At 35.8% G+C, this 17,983-nt stretch carries 15 protein-coding genes; 2 read left to right on the top strand and 13 right to left on the bottom strand.

Annotation, left to right across the window (positions count from 1 at the left end; translation table 11 throughout):
• Positions 1 to 7: 7 nt before the first annotated feature.
• The 12 genes from IPZ78_RS04355 to IPZ78_RS04300 all read right to left on the bottom strand — a co-directional run bounded on the left by IPZ78_RS04355 (position 8) and on the right by IPZ78_RS04300 (position 13,543).
• Positions 8 to 1,156, bottom strand: a complete 1,149-nt coding sequence (locus IPZ78_RS04355) for an AGE family epimerase/isomerase (RefSeq protein ID WP_225551713.1) — start codon at positions 1,154 to 1,156, stop codon at positions 8 to 10.
• A 15-nt stretch (positions 1,157 to 1,171) separates the two neighbouring features.
• Complete coding sequence (locus IPZ78_RS04350; RefSeq protein WP_225551712.1) at positions 1,172 to 2,110, bottom strand: DUF4434 domain-containing protein; 939 nt, start codon at positions 2,108 to 2,110, stop codon at positions 1,172 to 1,174.
• Complete coding sequence (locus IPZ78_RS04345) at positions 2,110 to 2,790, bottom strand: GDSL-type esterase/lipase family protein (RefSeq protein WP_225551711.1); 681 nt, start codon at positions 2,788 to 2,790, stop codon at positions 2,110 to 2,112. The genes IPZ78_RS04350 and IPZ78_RS04345 overlap by 1 nt, the downstream gene beginning before the upstream one ends.
• Position 2,791: 1 nt before the next feature.
• Complete coding sequence (locus IPZ78_RS04340) at positions 2,792 to 3,484, bottom strand: GDSL-type esterase/lipase family protein (RefSeq protein WP_225551710.1); 693 nt, start codon at positions 3,482 to 3,484, stop codon at positions 2,792 to 2,794.
• Positions 3,485 to 3,496: 12 nt separating this feature from the next.
• Positions 3,497 to 4,897, bottom strand: a complete 1,401-nt coding sequence (locus IPZ78_RS04335) for a DUF5009 domain-containing protein (RefSeq protein ID WP_225551709.1) — start codon at positions 4,895 to 4,897, stop codon at positions 3,497 to 3,499.
• 10 nt (positions 4,898 to 4,907) lie between these two features.
• Entirely contained in the window at positions 4,908 to 5,801 is an 894-nt protein-coding gene (locus IPZ78_RS04330; protein ID WP_225551708.1) for a hypothetical protein, read from the bottom strand.
• A gap of 2 nt (positions 5,802 to 5,803) precedes the next feature.
• Positions 5,804 to 6,682 carry a hypothetical protein gene (locus tag IPZ78_RS04325; RefSeq protein WP_225551707.1) on the bottom strand — a complete coding sequence of 293 codons (879 nt, stop codon included), beginning with the start codon at positions 6,680 to 6,682 and terminating at the stop codon, positions 5,804 to 5,806.
• Positions 6,683 to 6,684: 2 nt separating this feature from the next.
• Entirely contained in the window at positions 6,685 to 7,863 is a 1,179-nt protein-coding gene (locus tag IPZ78_RS04320) for a copper amine oxidase (RefSeq protein ID WP_225551706.1), read from the bottom strand.
• 8 nt (positions 7,864 to 7,871) lie between these two features.
• A complete protein-coding gene (locus IPZ78_RS04315) occupies positions 7,872 to 9,194 on the bottom strand; it encodes an alpha amylase family protein (protein ID WP_225551705.1) in 1,323 nt (440 codons plus the stop codon).
• A 41-nt stretch (positions 9,195 to 9,235) separates the two neighbouring features.
• Positions 9,236 to 11,104, bottom strand: coding sequence for an FAD-dependent oxidoreductase (locus IPZ78_RS04310; protein WP_225551704.1), 1,869 nt, complete (start codon positions 11,102 to 11,104; stop codon positions 9,236 to 9,238).
• Between the two features lie 3 nt (positions 11,105 to 11,107).
• Positions 11,108 to 12,100, bottom strand: a complete 993-nt coding sequence (locus tag IPZ78_RS04305) for a phosphodiester glycosidase family protein (protein WP_225551703.1) — start codon at positions 12,098 to 12,100, stop codon at positions 11,108 to 11,110.
• Between the two features lie 153 nt (positions 12,101 to 12,253).
• Positions 12,254 to 13,543 carry an MFS transporter gene (locus IPZ78_RS04300; protein ID WP_225551702.1) on the bottom strand — a complete coding sequence of 430 codons (1,290 nt, stop codon included), beginning with the start codon at positions 13,541 to 13,543 and terminating at the stop codon, positions 12,254 to 12,256.
• 187 nt (positions 13,544 to 13,730) lie between these two features.
• Here IPZ78_RS04300 and IPZ78_RS04295 point away from each other — a divergent pair, with 187 nt between their 5' ends.
• Positions 13,731 to 14,960 carry an ROK family transcriptional regulator gene (locus IPZ78_RS04295; RefSeq protein ID WP_225551701.1) on the top strand — a complete coding sequence of 410 codons (1,230 nt, stop codon included), beginning with the start codon at positions 13,731 to 13,733 and terminating at the stop codon, positions 14,958 to 14,960.
• On the opposite strand, the gene IPZ78_RS04290 is transcribed toward IPZ78_RS04295, so the two are convergent.
• A complete protein-coding gene (locus IPZ78_RS04290) occupies positions 14,957 to 16,195 on the bottom strand; it encodes a hypothetical protein (RefSeq protein ID WP_225551700.1) in 1,239 nt (412 codons plus the stop codon). The genes IPZ78_RS04295 and IPZ78_RS04290 overlap by 4 nt on opposite strands.
• 100 nt (positions 16,196 to 16,295) lie before the next feature.
• On the opposite strand from IPZ78_RS04290, the gene IPZ78_RS04285 reads away from it, so the two are divergent.
• Positions 16,296 to 17,966, top strand: a complete 1,671-nt coding sequence (locus IPZ78_RS04285; protein WP_225551699.1) for a glutamine--tRNA ligase/YqeY domain fusion protein — start codon at positions 16,296 to 16,298, stop codon at positions 17,964 to 17,966.
• Positions 17,967 to 17,983: the final 17 nt, after the last annotated feature.

The following is a 17,983-nucleotide window of genomic DNA, read 5'->3' as shown; positions in this document are numbered from 1 at the left end:
AAGTATTCTATTTTAAAGTTTCATAAACTTTAAATAAGGCACGTGGCACATGAAAACATCCCTTCCATTTGCCACCCTTTAATGTTAATAATGGGTCGCCTTGACGATTCAAATAACCGTACCACTCTCCAAACTCAGGATCAGCGAAATGCTTGAAAGAATAAGCATCCAGTTTTTCAAACCAGTCTTTGCATCTCTCGTCTCCCGTGTAAGCATATCCTTTAGCCATACAGACTAATGACTCTAGATGAACCCACCACAATTTTTGATCCCACTCCAGTTGTTGAGGAGGTCTATTCAGAATATCTTTGAAGTATAAAATACCTTCATACTTATCATCCCATCCGAATTCCAATGCACGAATAGCAATATCCACACATTTACTCATCAAAACTTTATCTTGTCTTCTATCAGCCAAATCCATCATGAACCACATAGCTTCAATGATATGACCAGGATTCACCAGTCTACCTTCAAAAGTATCAGAGAAGGAACCATCCAAGTGAACGCTCTCCATGATCAATCCTGTTTCTGGTTGATAAAACACTTCCATCACTTCATGAATGACTTCATCGATCAATTTATCCACCAATTGAGAACCTACAATATGCTCTAGCTCAAGTGATAGATTACTTAGAATCATTGGTAAAGAGAATCCTTTAAGATTTCTAGTTCCTGGAAAAGCCTTTGAATATTTACCTTTAGGGTTATCTTGCCTTGCAATAATTCTATTGAAGGTATCATGCGCTACTTGTCCATACTCATCATTACCAGTAATCTTATAAAGAGACGCTAACCCCATTGTCGCAAAACAATCTGAAAAAATATTGTATGGCTGAACCAAAGGATTTCCTTTGCGATCTAACGAAAAGTACCAATCTCCTTGCGCATCGCGTCCATTTTTTAGGATAAAATCTGCACCATGTACGGCCATTTCCTTCCAAGATTCACGAGCTTCAAGTTTGTCATACAACATCGACATAGTCCATATTTGTCTTCCTTGCAGCCACATGAACTTATCCGTATCAAACACTTTTCCGTCTCTTTCTAAACACGTGAAAAACCCACCACATTCTTTATCAACAGAATGTTTTTCCCAAAATGGTATTACATTTTGGACTAATTCATTTTTATATTTTTCTGCAAAATGTTGCATATTGTATTATTAATATTATGCTTTTAATGATTCTAAATATTCCTTGTATCTATTATATAAATGCCCTGCTTGTGGATAGGCAGATTGCGGACTCATGAAATGAGAAAACTCAAAAGTGATAGCCTTATCGTATCCCGCACGACGTGCCGCCTCTAATTTCAATCTCAGTTTCTCAAATTTGATTGGAAGAAACTTAATCGGCATATCGCGATCAAAAGATTCCGCATTCGTCCAACATTGCATATTGTAACGGTCAGCCAGCATCTTGTTCACACTAAAGAAGTCGTCTAGTTCATTATAGTCAATGTGTCCATCTTGAAATGCTACCGCATCTACAGCATGGTGAATCTCGTGGAAGATCTCATTCCATTCCTTCTCATGCTCTTGAATTGAAACTACATCTGTTTTTGACAAAGAAGAAGACGCAGCCATTACCGCCTTCTTGCCGTCAATCCATGGAGAAATGAATGTCGGTAAACCTCCGCTTACAGCTTTACATTGCTCACCAAGAATGCGGAAAGCACTTGCTGCACCTTTAGTTTGACGACTTATCTCCATACTCAAATACCAGCCGCCAAAACTCTTATATTTTCCATATTTAGCCCACACTTCGTCAATAACATAGCGATTTGCATCAATTTCATGCTGCATATCTCCAGTATCCCAATATTTACCACTATCATATAAACCAAAATAGAATTTCAATCCGTGCTTATCTGCTAACTGTAAAAACATCTCTACTAAATCAACCGGTGGCTCATAACATCCATGTGTATCACACAACCAAGTAGATGGATAGGTAATAAACTTGCGATAACCACTCCTAATCATGATTACAGTATCAATTCCTACAGCTTTCATATAGGCAAAATCTCTATCCCACTCTTCACGACCCCAATTTTGATGAGGAATATCGTGACTTATTTCATCAATAAAAGTTCCTGTTATCTTCATTATAAATACTTCTTTTCTCTTAAATATTTTACCCAATCAACATATCCTTGTGTATTGATATGTATTCCATCCATCGTGTAAGCTTTCTTCAGTACATAACCATCTGCGAATATTTCTCGCAAATTCACGTATGTTAATTTATATTTTTTAGCTAATGCTTCAACTCCTTCTGTCAAAGCCACCACTTTAGACTCTCGTCCCTTATGATACTCGTATGGGGATATTTTTTCATTTAGAGGCAAGACACTTTGTATATAAATCTTCGTTTTAGGACTATTCTTTTTGATGGTTTTAATGATTTCCTCATAATTATTCAAACTCCATTCAGTAGGTAGATTACGCCCCACGTCATTTATCCCCATCATTAGGAATATCTTTTTGGGAGAAGATTTTATAGCATCTTGAATACGTGCCTTCATGCCAAACGTATTGTCACCACCTATCCCCCTGTTCCCAACCTTAAATTTTACTCCTATTAACTCTGACCACGGCCCCCTTTCGGTAATACTATTACCAAAAAAGACAATATCATATTTCACATCTTGTAAAACTGAATACAGTTTATTACGAGATAGGTAATACCAATTGTTGTAGGAACTATCTCTAGACATATCTCTTGCTTGCCCGAATGAAGAAGCAGTCATAACAGTTAAAGAAAATAGTATTAGAAAGTACTTCATCTTACAACACTTTTTTATTTTTCAAAAAATTAACCACTTCTACATATGCCTTCATCTCTAAATGAATACCATCTGGAGTCATTTCTGCCCTTAATTCACCATTAGTATCGCCTACAACAGGCATCAAGTCTACAAATTGAACTCCTGAGAACTCGTTGTCTAAGTTGCGAAGGGCTAAATTTAGCGTCATTAAATCCTCGTTCGTAACCTTCTCAAAACCATTAATCAATTTTGATGTATTCACAGGCAATAAGCTATTTAAAACAATCTTCGTCTTAGGAGATTGTGTCTTGATTTTTTGTATAATGCGATAATAGTTTTGAATGATATATGGTGTAGGAATCCCTTTTTTTAGGTCATTAACACCTATCATCAAAATCACTTTTGATGGCTTGTGACGTAACACCTCATCTAAACGAGCTAATACACCGAAAGATATATCACCACTGATTCCTCTATTTAGTACGGGTAGTTCTGGACAAATGTCCTTCCATCGCCCCGCCTCGGTTAGGCTATCACCTAAAAAAATAATAGGGCCCTTTGTCTTAGGCATCGCATTAAAAACAGCCAATCTATCTGTATATCCAGAAAATATATAATTGCTATCCACTGCAGATTGTGCCATTGTATCAATTGAAAGTAACGATGTCAATCCTAAAAATACAGTCGCAAATGTAATTCCTTTCTTATTCATCCTATTCTGCGTTTAAGATCTCCAAAACCATTTTTTAATAGTTGTGTAATTTGTGATAACAATCATTGATCCTATTAACACAACAGTCTTAATCAACCCTAAATAAGCATCCCTTGCAACCAAATCATTGAGCAATGGTAATACGTGTAGAAGCCCTAAAACTGGTGTGATAAAAAATGCTGTAACACAATATGCGACCATAGGATTCTGACCATTACGCACTATAGCAAGTACCACAATGTTAGTTTTGAATGTTCTAGTTAAATAATCACACACTACATAAAAAATGAAAGCTAATCCACTTGTTAAAAACCAATAGCTAAATGATGACGGGTCCTTTTTAATACCTCCGTCCATAGGTTCAAAACACAAAGCAACACATGTCAACACATATCCCCAGGCAATTAAAGTACGATAGAATGAACCTTGACCATCACGATATTTGTTAAGAGCCAAAAAGAATAATACGCCAAATAGCCCTTGACCTATAAGGTTGATATTTAATTCTCTTAAGTAGAGTGTTACAACATGAAAAATAACGAAGGCTAAACCGATTACAGCTATTGTAATAGCCTGACTTTTCTCCTTGTCTTTATATGACTCTTGAACAATCACCTTATTTTTCAAGAGTAAATCTCCCAAAATAGACCCAGGAAGTACTATACACAAGTATTTAAGAAATGAAAAATTATAAAACCACTTAATATCAGGATGAAAGTTCCATAATTCTGAAGTCCAACTTCCTTCGATATCTCGCGTGAACCATACTCCTATGAATGCTACAATGATTGCCAAACGCAATAAATGACTATTAGCTGTCAGCAACCAACATATAGACCCAAATACAGCCATATTAGCTAATACCAATAGTATGATATTATTCTTTTGATAGCTTAAACTACTTCCTTGGTATTCATATTGGAAGTATATAAGTGCTCCAATAATCAAAAACCCCAATAATTGTAGTCCATATCTTCTTAATGCTGTACCTTCGAAACGCATAAATACCAAAAAGAAGGCCCCAAACGTCGCAATGCCTGTTAGATAATTAAAGGTCGATGAGGAGCTTAAATTTTCAGGATTTAGATTAGCTAAAATAATCGCAAAAAATACCAAAAGAACACCCCTACGTAATAATCCTTGCAATATTACCGCATACTCTCCCCTATCCAACTTGCTTCGTAAAGCCAATGGAAAAGCAGCTCCCATAGCAAAAAGAAAAAATGGGAATACTAAATCTACCCATGTAATTCCTGGATTATTGGGGTTAAACTTAAAATCTGGTGGTCCTACTTGTGCGTGAAACATCCAGCCAGGAAAGTCATTTGTCCAAGGAATAACCGCAGCAAGCACCATTCCGATAATTGCTAAGCCTCGTAAAAAATCAATAGATAAGTTTCTATTATTCGACATAAACTAAAATTTAGTAACCTTGGCCACTGATATTAATTACCTCAGCACCTTTCGATGCATTTGCTTCCGTAGTAATTATATTGAAGAATTTAATTTCTGGACATCTCATATCTGTCATACGCCCAGTATGCATGGGCACATCCAGACGTTTTCCATTCTCTTGTCGTATTAATGTAGTGTATTCCCACTTCGCATCCTTAACAATAGTCTTAGTCGGTTGAGCAGGTTTTCCTTCGTTTCTAAATTGATCAATAGCATTTACACGCTTAAATTCACCAATACCATCCAGAGTATAACCCGCACATTCAAAAGTATCTTCATAGCGTTTGCCTGCTCCATCTACTACAATTTTTACCATTCCATCAGCAACCACTTCTACAGACATCTCTACTTCTTCACCTGGATACCAGTAATATTCTTTACTTGCGGGAGCATTTACCCAAATGCTTTTCTGTCCCGATTTATGGTCTGTTCTTCTGAAAAAAGGACGAAATGCCTTTCTTTCTTTCGAAACCGTACCATCCTCGTATTTAATAACTTCCCAAGTCAAACCAATATCTGTTTCCTGCTTATCCATTAGTCCCCCCATGTATACAGAAGGATTATCTAAATACTGACCTGATTTGTTTGGATGTTTACGAGATTCATCAAATATGATTGTTGGTAAAGTGACTTTTCCTTTAACACCTACCCACAAATCTTTGCTACTAACAGCTTTTCTATAATAAGCTCCTGGAAAGCATGGATAGTGAGCTTTTGGCTTTACTTCATTCTTAAAGAATAGCTCTGAAGCCTCAAAAGCTTTCTTATCATTATGTGTAACAGTATGTGATTGCGTAGTACATCCTAATGTCAATATTGTTAAAAATGCAGCGCCTAATGAGTATTTAAAATCTATTGTCATAATTAGAATCCGCCAGCATTAATATTTATAGCCTCAGCACCTATCTTTTTTTCGTCTGCTGTTTGAGTAATTGCAAAGTGTTTGACAGCAGGGCATAGCATTGAAGTGAAACGCTCATTGTGCATCGGAGCATGCACTCGTTTTCCATTCTGGTAACGCACTAAATTTGTTTTAAACCATTTTGAGCCTGACACGCTAGTTTTTGATAGTTGTGCAGGCTTTCCTTCGTTACTGACTTGGTCAATTGCATTCACGCGCTTAAACTCACCTTGTCTAGTTAGGGTATATCCAGCACATTCAAAAATAGTCTCAAACTTCTTACCAGCACCTTCTACAATAAACTTAACCTTACCATTTTCGATAACCTCTATAGACATATTTATTTTATCACCAGGGTACCAATAATATTCTGCTTGAGCAGGAGCATTTGCATATAATGCAGCCTGACCAGACTTATGTCCAGTTCTTCTCATAAACGGACGAAAAGCTCTACGATCTTGTGATACAACTCCATTCTCATCACGAATTACTTCCCAAGTAAGACCAATATCTGTCTCTTGCCCATCCATATTACCGCCCATATAAATTGATGGATTATCCAAGTATTGTTGTGCTTTATTTGGATTTTTACGGTCTTCGTCAAACTGAATCGTAGGTAAGGAAACTTCACCATTTATGCCCAGCCAATAATCATTACTTGACACTACTTTTCTGTAGTACGCCCCCTGAAAACAAGGTAACGAAGCTGCTGGCTTTACTTCCGTTTTAAAAAAAGTTTCAATTTCATTAGTTGGTGTCGGAAGTGGCTCACTATCATCAGATTTAGAACCACATGACGTAGCAACAGTCATTAAAAAAGCGTAAATAAAAAATTTTTTCATAATTAATCCTCCAATTTTATAGGAACTAATACTAAAGGTGTAGGTAAACAAGATGCCCCCGGAGGCGAATACGTAAATTTGATCTCTTGAATATCTTTAATAGGATCGGGTTTGAAAACCTTTATCAAGATAGCTTCAGGAGCTGCTTTTGTTATTAATCTATCATTAGGCAACTGTACTACGGACTTATGATTATCATTCTCAAAGATTTCCATAGTTAACCCCATACCACCACACCATTGATTATCTGCAGAGCGACTGTTCCATGTAATTAATGCCAACGCCTGTCCATCATCACTTTTCCATTTAATATTGGTATCATACATAACACCATAATTGCCTGCATTCTTGGCATCTTGTTTATCAGGACCAATAGTTCCTGTTATCCAAGGATCATCTTTACCATCAGCAACTATCAATTGACTTACTCCCTGAGAAGTTTTAATTGTATCTGTAGTAACAACCTTGTAATTAGCCACAGGAAAAATACCCCTTCCCGCATTAGCATGACTAAATGGAATGATAGTATCTATTTTAGCAAAGGCTTGTGCTGCAGTTTTATTTGGATCAAATTGTAGAACACTAATTTGAGCAGTTTGATCAATAACGAATTCGTAAAAACCATGAACGAGTTCATCATATTTTACAATATGCTCATCGAATTTTTTGTCAATGGAAATAACTTCACCTGGTTTTACAATACGTACATCACCCTTTACTTCAGATGAGAAGTAATCTTCTAACCCTTGCTTTCCTATTTGAAAATAATTACCACTCGGTTTTTGAGATGAATACTTAAGCATGCGCAAATGCATATCCTCTGTACCTAGATTTTTAATAACAGCATTAATCTTTCTAGGCATCTGCTGAGGTACTTTGACTCCATTCACATTGTACAAATACAATCGTACAGCACCTGGCTTCACCTCTTCTTGCATAGCTATAGCCTCTGGTACACGTATGTACTCAGGATCATCTGAAATGATGAACTGAGGCCCAGGCTTTATCGTTTGTTTATAATCTACTTTCCTAAAATTAGGATCTAGAAAACCATCTAATAAAACAACTTGCCCTTCTTTAGCTTTTCTTAATATCTCAGAAATACCTTCGGTATTTACCTGTGCATTTACTCCATAAAAGAAAGACGAAGAAAGTACTAGAGAAACTAAAATTTTAACCATGATAAATTTTATTTTGCTAAACCTTCTTTCAATTCATCCCACCAACCATAATTGATGATATGCACAATATCAAAAATCATTGCCCCTTGAGACTTAGCTCTACACATTTTTAATGCTTTCACAAATTGCGCAGGATTATCTTTGTATTGCTCGACAAATAGACCAGCATAGACTGGAGTCTTGCCCATGGTAACCTTATTCACCAATTCAGCAGAACCTTCTACAGTGTACCAATCTTCTTTTGCAACCACCAGACCTGATTCTAAAGTTTTCTTCGTAGTATCATTGTGAGCAGTCAATTCAGACTTCTCAACTTCGAAATAATAGTTACCAGTGGTAAATAAATCCAGCGCTTCAGCATAACCGTAATTCTTATAGTTAGCTGTAGCCCAATCAAATTCTCCACTTGGATCATATTCTTTACTTGCGAAATTAACCCCCACATCAAAGTATAATGGATACCAAGAACCTGTATAATCACCAAAAATGATATTTGGATTAATTGATTTTAATTCTTCACGGGCAGTATAAATAAAGTCATGGATGATGCTTGCACGCCATTCCAACCATTGTTTATACAATTTACCATCTTTACGTTCTTCACCTTCAAATGTGTAGATGTCGGATGGAAAATTCTCAACTTTTTGTCCAATGTAATTTTCAAATACGATCTTAGATGAATCTGAAAAGTCAGCATTTAAATTATCAAAACGCACACGGTCCAAAATAATACCATCCAACTTAGGATAAGAGGAAACTAACTCTTTCAAAATCGACAATTCATAATCTCTAACCTGCTTTAATGCGGGATTGATCATAGCTGAATATTTATTTTTCTGATCTGTAATTTTGACCATTCCTTTTGGTAAATAAGATAATGTCTGCCAGTCAGATTTAGTAGAATCTTCATAGACTACGCCTCTATCATAATAATTGTGTCCAGCCACAAAAACGTTAGTAGAAGCATGTACTTTAAAACCAAGTTTATGTCCCTCTTCGATGAATACGGAAAGCATATCCCACGATAAATCCTTGGTCGTACCTTCTTTCCCCCATGACTTCATAACTGGGGCGATTTTACTCGCATACAAAACCTCTCCTGTGATAGGCTTTACGTCAATTACAATATCAGTCACACCTGCTTCTTTAGATTTATTTAGATAATAGACTATAGAATCTTTATCGCAAAAACGATCAAAATTTGCAGTGGCATCAAACCATAAAATATTTCTATCCACAAAATATTTACTCTTGTCGTCCACTTCTTTTTTGGTCGAACATGAAACAACACTTATACTTACGGCAATAATTAAATAAATAAACCTTAACATATCTTCAAATTACTTTTCTTACTTAGTCAGTTAGAAATTCACTACTTCTTGTTTTCTTCTTTTAACTTTCCTTTGTAATCCAATTCTCTCTCAAAAACTTTCAATACATCATTCAACAATACAGCTACATCTCTGCGATTTAACTTCGTTGATAATTCTACTGGTTTTGATATACCATTGGTTTTGATGACTTCACCAATCGCTTCTACGGAAATCGTTACATCAATATATTTTAAGATCTCAATGAGAGATTTCGCTGTCAATGACTCACCAGATGCATCCCAATTATCATTTAAAATTGGATAATACAGTCTTAGGCCTTGCATTAATTCAAATTCACTTATTTCCTTCTCAGGATAAAACCAAGTTTGATTTGCCCATTTATATGGAATTCCTGTTCCCTTAAGAATTCCTGTAGCACCTATTCGTTGAATTTTAACAAACTGAGGATCCGTAGTTGGTACATCTATATACGGCATGATATACGCCTTATTCTCTAACAATGTAGATTGTACATCTCTAATCGAAACTTGAGAGGGTTGAACATTCTTTTTTACAGCCAATGCCGCCAACACACCCGAAGCCTGTCCTATTCCTAATACCACTGGCTGAAGACGAGTTGCTCCATTCACAATATTTGTTACACCAATACTTTTTTCGGCAACAATTAACCCATCCAAATTTTCAGGAATAAATGAACCTAATGGAACATTGTATGATGGAACACGAATTTTAACAAAATCAATTTCAGGGATATTACCATATTTGTAGTGGTGATGATCGATGGTATAATCACCGACTACCACACCTGTTCTATAGTATGCTTCTTCTGTATCGAACGGAGTCATTACATGTTGTAGTGCAAACAACGATTTTGCTTTCAACCTACGAGACTCTCTATGGTATGGGATCATCGGAAAACCATCTTTAGTTGGATATTCATTATAATCAATACCAAGATTTTTGAAGCCCAATTCATTCTGGATATAGTACACAAAACGTAAAGTCATCTGCTTCGCGTCTTCCAACATCTTTTGTCTTTCCTCAGGAGATTTTTCAATGATATTCAAATAAATATCATTACCCTTTCTAGGCCAGTTGATCATAAATTTGTTGTTAGGAAGTTTTCCATATGTCAACATCTTGAAACAATCATTATTATCCTTATTGAATGTCGCAGGGTCCGAAACATCGCAGCAACCATCAAATTCTTCTTTGTTATAGTTTTTCGGTTTTTTTATTGTTTTATTAGCTTTTGGACCAAAATCTTTTAGGGTAACAACATAGGTCAAATCCTGTATAATATCGTTCGCTTCTGCTAATGCGAAAGGCTCTTTAGTCAATGACTTTGAATCCATTCCTAAATAATAAGGAGCCTTCAAGTGCGCCATAATATCCCCTAATTCAGTCGCGTCAATTACAACCTTAGATTCAATATGCTTGATTTTAGAATCTGCACCTTTGATTTTAATATCCCAGCCATTATTAACTTTATTTACATCGACCCATTTGGTATTAAACAAAACCTGAATATTAGATTCTGCTTTGACCATCTTTTGCAAAATAGCATTACCTACAGAAGGCTCAAATAATGTATTGCTCACCCAACCAGTTTCTACCGCTACTGGACCACCATAATAATCGTATAAATGCTTGCGAAATTCTCCCCACAATCCAGATGGTAAACGATGATTGCCATCAATAGCTGAAACGCCTGCCGATGTCAACATACCGCCCAGCCATTCTGTTTCTTCAACCACAATACATTTAACTCCCAATCTGGAAATCTGAATTGCAGCAGTCGTACCACTAGCACCCCCCCCCACAATAACGACATCCGTCTTCATTTGCGCTTTTGCAGATACAACTAGCGCACTAAATAAAATTATTAAACCAAAAAATCTCTTCATTATCTATTTTTTCTTAATTAATACAGCTGAAATTACGGCTCTCTCACCCGCCGCATCAGATGGTCTTATTTGTTTTTCACCATTCACAACCATCATAGAAGAACCTCCACCATCAAGATTTATAGCCCCCTCACACCCCATATCTAACATAATATTTGCTACATCATTCAGGGTCAAGCCAGGAATCGTTTCAGCAGTATTCCCACCTTCAGCGACTAACAACGTAATAAAACCATTATCATAATAACCAATTGCTGTACGGGGTCTATTTGCTGTATTATCAACAGAAATCAACTCTTCCTTATCTGTGATATTTATTTTACCATCCTTAATCAACATAGGAGAACCTCCAATAGCCTGATCCATACCCCATACCTGACCTCCAGAAGGGAACGAGGCACTAGGCACAGCCTGAGGAACTTGCCCTTCAATATTTGGACTTGGAGTAGGATAACTATAAATAGCGCCTTTTGACGTCAATGAATAAACCCATGCCACGCTAGGTTTATTACTAATATCTAAACCAAAAGCTGCTCTTGTCGGATAATAAGGCGTATTACTTCCATTATAAGCACGAGAAAGAGAACGAATATTATCAGCAAGATTGACACCATTTTGTAGTATTAAACTATATGATGTTCCAGCACCAAAATACCCGCCATTAACACTTGCGATCACCCCTTGCTCACTAGCATAAAATTGTGATACAGTTTTTGCTGAACTAGAAATTACAGGTTTAAATTCCACTTTTGAGGGATTGAACACAAGTGCAATCAATCGCGTCTTCTTATTATTAAAAACTCTCTCCGATCGGTAAACATGAAAACCGATATCTTTCATAGACCCCGAATGCTCCACCCAATGAGAAGGCAATTTCACATCAACACTCTCCTCGTCCTTATCCTTAACATAAGGAGACTGATACCTCTCTATATCTTTAGTGCACCCACTAATAAAAATAGAGATGACTACTAAAGTCGAGACTAATAATTTCATAATGTTTATCATTAAATAGGCTATTTAAAATAAATAGAAACAAAAGAACTGGATAAAGACAATTATTTCTAAACAAAGTCTAATATAGAAACATAATTTTAAAACACCACTATAGTTATTAAAAAAAATTAATAACTATAGTGGTATCAAACACTACTCTTCTATATTTTCATTTGGATCAGGTTTACGCAGAGGAACAAAAAACGTAACAAGAAAGGCAGGAATAGTTGCGATCATTACCCATATAAAGAATTCTTTATATCCTAAATAATCACTTAAAACACCGCTTACCATAGAAGGCAACATAAATCCCAAATTCATTAACCCACTCCCAAAAGCATAATGAGCCATCTTATATTTACCTGGTGCAATATTTTGCATCATAAATAGTATTAACCCTACAAAACCAAATCCATAACCAAAATATTCTATCACCACAGCGGTACCAATTAAGTATAAATCTGTTGGCATAGCAATCGCTAAGTAGGCGTATGCGATAAAAGGAATATTAAAAAACGCACATAGAACTAATAAAGAAAATCTGGTCAATCCCCTCTTCGCTATAAAGTTACCCGCGACAATAGAACCCAAAACAAAGGCTATTGCCCCAAACACACCATATAAAAGACCTATCTGAGATGTGGTCAACTCTAAACCACCTTCAGCACGAGAAGCTTTAAAAAATAATGGGATAATTTTAATAGCTTGACCTTCTGCAAATCTATAGAAAACAATAAACGCTAAACTAAACCATATATATTTCTTCTGAAAGAAACTAATTATCACATCTTTCAATGTACTAAGCCCTTCTTTAAAGGATGGCCTTTTTTCCACATCTTCTTCAGAAGGAAGAGCTCGCATATTATAAAATCCTAAAAGAATCATAATAGCTCCATATACGAACATTACAATCATCCAAGCAGTCGATACACCAGCACTTTTTTCTAGTTCGCCAGCGAGATAAACTAACGCACCCCCAGAAAACACTTTAGCTATATTATAAAATGCTCCTTGCCAGCCAACATATTTGGCCTGCTCCTTAGCGCTCAATTCATTCAAATAGACACCATCAGCAGCTATATCATGTGTAGCTCCACTCAGCGCAATAATTGTTAAAACAGCAATTGAAATACTAAAGAAATAATCCAATTGCAACGTAATCCCTACCAATCCAAACAATAAACCTGTAAATATTTGTGTGATGTATACAAAAAATTTGCGCGTTTTATACATCTCCAAGAAAGGCCCCCATAAAGGCTTCAAAGTCCAAGGCAACATAATCAAAGATGTCCAAAATGCTATTTTAGAATCCGAAACACCCATGTTTTTATACATAATAGAACTTGCTCCTGATAATGCTACAAATGGCAGCCCCATAGCAAACCAAGTGGTGGATATCCATCTCATCGGATGAATAGCTTTTGAATTGTTTCCTCTTTTCACAGATAGTTAGATAATAATGACTTTTTAAGAAATTAGGTTTTCAGTTTAAAATAATATAGCTTTATCATAAATTGAGATCAATTATATTAAAAAAAATCAATAATTAAAACTATATTAGTAAATATATTTACAAACTACTGTTTTAAATTTATTAAATCGCAATATTTAAACGGTTATATCATTCTTTATGACTTCAAACTTTTTTAAAGATATACACGACGCCAATAAAAATGGGGTGGCTTACAAAAACATCCGTCTTAAAAAGAAAACACTTGCTTACTTTGCAACGCATGAAACAGCTACTATTGCTGAGCTAAGCAAAGAATTCAATATAAGTATACCTAAAATCAACGAGTGCATTGGAGAACTTATTGAAGATGAACTCGTAAAAGATTATGGAAAAACAGCCTCTACAATAGGTCGTAAACCCAATATTTACGGACTAGTTGCAAATTCAGCCTACTTTATAGGTGTACAAGTTGGTATCGACAACTTGAGTATATCCATGATCAACATGAAAAAGGATATTGTATCCAAAAAAGATAATATAGCCTACACCTTAGAAAACAACGAAGAATCATTGGTAAGCATTTGTAAAGAAATCAATGATTTTATCGAGAAACACAACATAGTTAAAGAAAAGATACTAGGCGTTGGCATTAATCTTTCAGGACGTATCAATTACACTACAGGATATTCATACTCATATTTTAATTTTTATGAAGATCCCCTTTCAAAACTATTTGAAGAGAACATTGGAATCCCAACATTTCTTGAAAACGACACCAAAGCCCTTGCCTATGCAGAATTTAGTAGTGGAATTCTAACGAATGAAAAAGATGCATTATTCGTTAATGTCGACAACGGGATAGGCCTCGGAATTCTTATTGACAGCAAATTATATTATGGAAAATCCGGATTCTCAGGAGAATTTGGGCACATGTCGCTATTTGATAATGACATAATATGTAAATGTGGTAAAAAAGGATGCCTTGAAACCGAAGCATCTGGTTATGCGTTGATTCGCAGAATCACCCAACAAATTTCTGATGGAGCGACAAGTATATTAACAAAGAAATTCAAAAAAATTGAAGACATTAAACTAAGTGATATAATTGCTGCTGCTAAAAAAGATGATAACTTATGTATAGAAGCTATTAATTATATAGGTGATAAATTAGGAAGAGGTATTGCTTCACTTATCAACATCTTTAACCCTGAACTGATAATTATCGGAGGTGTCGTAGCAAAATCAGAAGAATACTTAAGCTTACCACTTAAAAATGCAGTAAATAAATATTCGTTATCCACTGTAAACAGAGATACTAAAATCATACTTTCATCTAAAAATGACAATTTAGCGTCCTATGGAGCATGTTTGTTGTTAAGAGACCGTTTATTAAACGTGACTGATTAACGATAAATAGCCTCTCCGTTTTGGCTTATTTTTTTAGCATAAGGTGACGCAAACATTTCGAATAACACAGCAAATTCATACTTTGTTATCAATTTTTTGGGATCAAAGGACGCTTGAAAAGATAATTCTTTGTCCCATTTCTTCTTCACTTCTATATCTAATTCATCAGCACGGAAGGCTGTATATTTTATAAGATTTAAAGCATCTTGTACTGTTAGATATTCAGGACTGTTATCCACAAACCATAATTGAGCACGTGAATAATATTGATTAATGAATGGTTTAATATCTACTACTCGTACAGAGTCTGTACCATCAAACAACAGATTTACACCATCATTTTTAATCGGTAGAATACCTGACAAAAACATGCGCTGAATAGTCTCATAATGCTTATCTGCGGCACTGATATCTATCAAAGGCAATAACCTACCTTTAAAGCCAATGATCTCACTCTGTAATGTACGAAGATCGATCTTATCGGGTGTAGTTTTAAAAAAGGCACAATAACCAGCAATAGTAGACATGACCTGCCCATAGGCTAAACGGACAGAAATATCAAGATTAGGCATCAAAGCATTCGAGTTCAATACATAAAAACTATCCTTCTGCGTCAACAAATCTGGTAGCAATGCAACATACACATCACCTCTAGATTCTCCTAAAAACACAACACTTCTTGATTCTGCCAAATTTAGATCCTTTGCTTTGTTTAATCTAGGCTTTGGAATATTGGAAAGATTTGCTTTGTATATTAAAGAATTTCCCTGGCTAGCATCCAATACTACAGGAACTTCGTAAGATTTTTTATTCGATAATGTAAACCTCCATGATTTTTTTCGTTCTATTTCTACAATATCTTCCCCCTTTACAATAATTAACAACGGATTAGCTTCAGTTAAAGAGTTTTTTTTGACAAAACTCCCTACATTAAAAAAATTAGAGGCTGTATCAATCTCATTCTCTCTATTATTAGAAAATTGATGCATCACACCACCATCTAATAAATCTCCCTCAAAATCATGAATACGAATTCTATCTTGTTCAAATGAATAGTCTTGTGGATTAACCCAAAGCGTAGGCACACCTGATGCGGCAGACTGTAAAGCAGCCACATACGCCTCTAGCGTACTACCATACACTAACAATTTGGGTTTTGGAGATTTAGCAAAAAGAAACACGGGTAGATAAAATATGAGAATGATCCAATATCTTATATTATGCAAAATATTCATATTCTAAATTAAAAACAATTTTAGACTTATTGCCACATCAGCCTATATATTTTATATCCATTGTAACAATTATTTAGCAAGTTATAATTAACTTTGTATTATGATAGAGGAAGAAAAATCATTAAATTTTATTGAAGAAATCATCGAAGAAGATCTTCGAACTGGAAAACATGATGGTCGTGTATTGACAAGATTTCCTCCTGAGCCGAATGGCTACCTTCATATTGGCCATGCCAAATCCATCTGTCTTAATTTCGGATTGGCAAAAAAATACAATGGAAAAACTAATCTTCGTTTTGATGACACTAACCCAGTAACTGAGGATATTGAGTATGTAGAAAGCATCAAAAAAGATATTTCATGGTTAGGATTCCAGTGGTCTGAAGAACTTTATACATCAGATTATTTCGAAACTTTATATGAATATGCCGTCTTATTAATTAAGAACGGTTTAGCATACGTTGATGATAGCACCGCAGAAGAAATTGCTGCTGCTAAAGGCACACCTACAGAACCAGGTGTACCAACACCTAATCGTAGCAGGTCGGTGGAAGAGAATTTGCAGCTTTTCCAAGACATGCGAGATGGAAAGTATATTGATGGGGAAAAAGTGTTGCGTGCAAAAATTGATTTGGCTAGTCCAAATATGCACATGCGTGATCCTATCATTTACCGCATCAAGCATGCACACCATCACCGCACTGGTGACACATGGTGTATTTACCCTATGTACGATTTCGCACATGGTCAATCAGACTCTATAGAGAAAATCACGCATTCGGTATGTACGTTAGAATTTATACCACATCGCGCATTATACGACTGGTTGATTGAACAATTGAGCATCTTCCCTTCTAAGCAATATGAATTTGCACGTCTGAACATGACGTACACTGTGATGAGCAAGCGTAAATTATTGCAATTAGTAAATGAAGGTCATGTAGAAAGCTGGGACGATCCACGTATGCCTACTATTTCGGGTTTACGTCGTCGTGGCTATACACCTGCAAGTATTCGCAATTTCGCAGAACGCATCGGTATTCAAAAACGTGAAAACATGATTGATGTGAGCTTGTTAGAATTCTGTATCCGTGAGGACCTGAACAAAACGGCTTGGCGTAGAATGGCAGTATTAGACCCAATCAAATTGATTATCACCAACTATCCTGATGGACAAGTTGAAGAATTAGTAGGTGAAAACAATCCTGAGGTAGAGGGCGGTGAAGGTTCGCGTATTATTCCATTTACAAAAGAATTATGGATTGAACGTGACGATTTCATGGAAGATGCGCCTAAGAAATTCTTCCGTCTTGGACCAGGTCTTTCGGTTCGTCTAAAACATGGATATATCGTAGAATGTCATGATTTCAAAAAAGATGATAATGGAAATGTAACAGAAGTACACTGTAACTACATTCCTAATTCAAAATCTGGTGAAGACACATCTGGACTAAAAGTGAAAGGTACAATTCACTGGGTTTCTACGACACATGCCAAAGAAGCGGAAGTACGTTTGTACGATCGTCTTTTCCAAGTGGAAAACCCTGTGGCTGAAGAAGATTTCAAAGCTTCATTAAATCCAAACAGCTTGACAATCATTCCAAAAGCATATATCGAACCCGATTTAGTCAATGCTATTCCAGGAAAAGGATATCAATTTATCCGTTTAGGATACTTTAATGTGGACACAAAATCAACTCCAGAACATTTGGTATTCAACCGAACAGTAACGTTAAAAGATTCTTGGGCGAAAGAAGTCAAAAAAGGATAAAACATACGAATAAAGGA

The organism is Sphingobacterium bovistauri (assembly GCF_020295405.1).
Lineage (GTDB): Bacteria > Bacteroidota > Bacteroidia > Sphingobacteriales > Sphingobacteriaceae > Sphingobacterium > Sphingobacterium bovistauri.
This window is presented reverse-complemented; position numbering and strand designations above follow the sequence as displayed.